Genomic DNA, 2,227 nt, shown 5'->3' on the forward strand with positions numbered 1-2,227 from the left:
GGCACAGGCGTACGGCTTCCCGCTGATGCCCGTTGACGGCATCCTGGTCGGGACCGCGGCCATGGCGACGCTGGAGTCCACCACCTCGCCGTCGGTCAAGCAGATGCTGGTCGACATCCAGGGCACCGATCAGTGGGTCGGCGCCGGAAAAGCGCAGGGCGGCATGGCCTCTGGCCGCAGCCAGCTCGGCGCCGACATCCACGAGATCGACAACACCGCCTCCCGGTGCGGCCGGCTCCTCGACGAGGTCGCCGGTGACGCCGAAGCGGTCGCTGCGCGCCGCGACGAGATCATCGCCGCGATGGCCAACACCGCCAAGCCGTACTTCGGCGACGTCGGCGAAATGTCCTACCTGCAGTGGCTGCAGCGCTACGTGGAGTTGGCCATCGGCAACGGCGACAGCACGGCCGACACCGCTGAGCCCGGCAGCCCCTGGCTGGCCGACACCTGGCGTGAGCGGTTCGAGCAGATGCTGCAACGCGCCGAGGCGCGCCTGCACCCGCAAGACTCCGGCCCGATCGACACGCTGTTCGGCGACGCTGCGCTGCTGGAGCGTCCCGGCGACGCCATCGCCGCGCTGGTCGCCCGTTACCCGGACGCCGAGACCGTGCTGCTGCACCCGGCCGATGTGCCGTTCTTCGTCACCCTGTGCAAGACGCTGGGCAAGCCGGTCAACTTCGTGCCGGTGATCGACAAGGACGTACGCCGTTGGTGGCGAAGCGATTCGCTGTGGCAGGCGCACGACGCCCGCTACGACGCCGACCAGGTCTGCATCATCCCGGGTACCGCGGCAGTCGCCGGTATCTCCCGGCTCGACGAGCCGGTCGGCGAGCTGCTCGACCGCTTCGAGCAGGCCGCGATCGACGACGTGCTCTCCACCGGCGCGACCCCGACCCCCGTCACTGCGCGGCGGCAGGGCCGCCTCGACGTGCGTGGACCGCTGGCCACGGTGCTCGACGCGCCGGATGTGTTGTGGGCCGGCCGCGTCGCCACCAACCCGGTGCACCGCATCGCCGAACCCGGCGACTGGCAGGTGCACGACGGACCCGAAGTACCGCAAGCCACCCACTCGTCCACCGGTGCGCGCCTGACCACCGAAGGCGACCAGGTGGTGTTGAGCGTGCCGATCGCCGGCGTGTGGATCGATATCCGATTCAGCCTGCCCGCCAACACGATTGACGGCGCCATTCCGGTGATCCGCACCAAAGACGCGATCGAGGCGATGCGTTCGGTGCTGGCGATCGCGGCGGGCGCCGAAGGCCCGGACACCCTGCCGCGGGTGCACAACGGGACGGCGACCGTGACCGTGCACTGGGACCCCGAGCGGGTCGCCGACCACACCGGTGTCACCGCCATCTTCGGCGAGCCGCTGGCACCGACCCTGACCACCGTGCCCGACGCTCTGGTCGGCCGGTGCTGGCCCGCGGTCTTCGCGGCCATCGGTTCGGCTGTTACCGGCGCCGGTGTCCCCGTGGTGGAAGGTCTGCTGAGCCTGGTGCATTTGGACCACGCCGCTCACCTGGTCGCCGCACTGCCCAGCGTGCCGGCCGAGTTGACCGTCACCGCAACGGCTTCGGTGGCCACCGACACCGAAGTCGGCCGCGTCGTTCCGATCTCGGTGACGGTTGCCTCAGCCGACCGCACCGTGCTGGCCACCATGGAGGAGCGGTTCGCGATCCGCGGTCGCACCGGGCCCGCCGAGTTGACCGACCCGATGCGGGCCGGCGGCGCGGTGTCAGAGAACGCCACCGACACCCCGCGGCGTCGCCGCCGCGACGTCACGCTCACCGCGCCGGTCGACATGCGGCCGTTCGCGGTGGTGTCCGGAGATCACAACCCGATCCACACCGACCGGGCCGCCGCGTTGCTGGCCGGCCTCGAATCGCCGATCGTGCACGGCATGTGGCTGTCGGCCGCCGCGCAACATGTCGTCACCGCCACCGACGGTCAGGCCCGGCCGCCGGCCCGGCTGATCGGCTGGACGGCTCGCTTCCTGGGCATGGTGCGACCTGGCGACGAAGTGGACTTCCGCGTCGACCGTGTCGGAATCGACCAGGGCGCAGAAGTTTTGGAGGTGGCTGCCCGCATCGGCTCGGACTTGGTGATGTCGGCCACCGCACGGCTGGCCGCGCCGAAGACGGTCTACGCGTTCCCGGGCCAGGGCATCCAGCACAAGGGCATGGGCATGGACGTCCGCGCCCGTTCCAAGGCCGCCCGCAAGGTGTGG

General features: G+C 70.9%; 1 protein-coding gene. It reads left to right on the forward strand.

The window, feature by feature from the left end; genetic code table 11:
* On the forward strand, nucleotides 1–2,227 hold a 2,227-nt coding region (locus VN856_RS27920; protein WP_325695334.1), incomplete at both ends, for a fatty acid synthase subunit beta domain-containing protein.

This window comes from Mycobacterium sp. (assembly GCF_035603715.1).
GTDB lineage: Bacteria > Actinomycetota > Actinomycetes > Mycobacteriales > Mycobacteriaceae > Mycobacterium.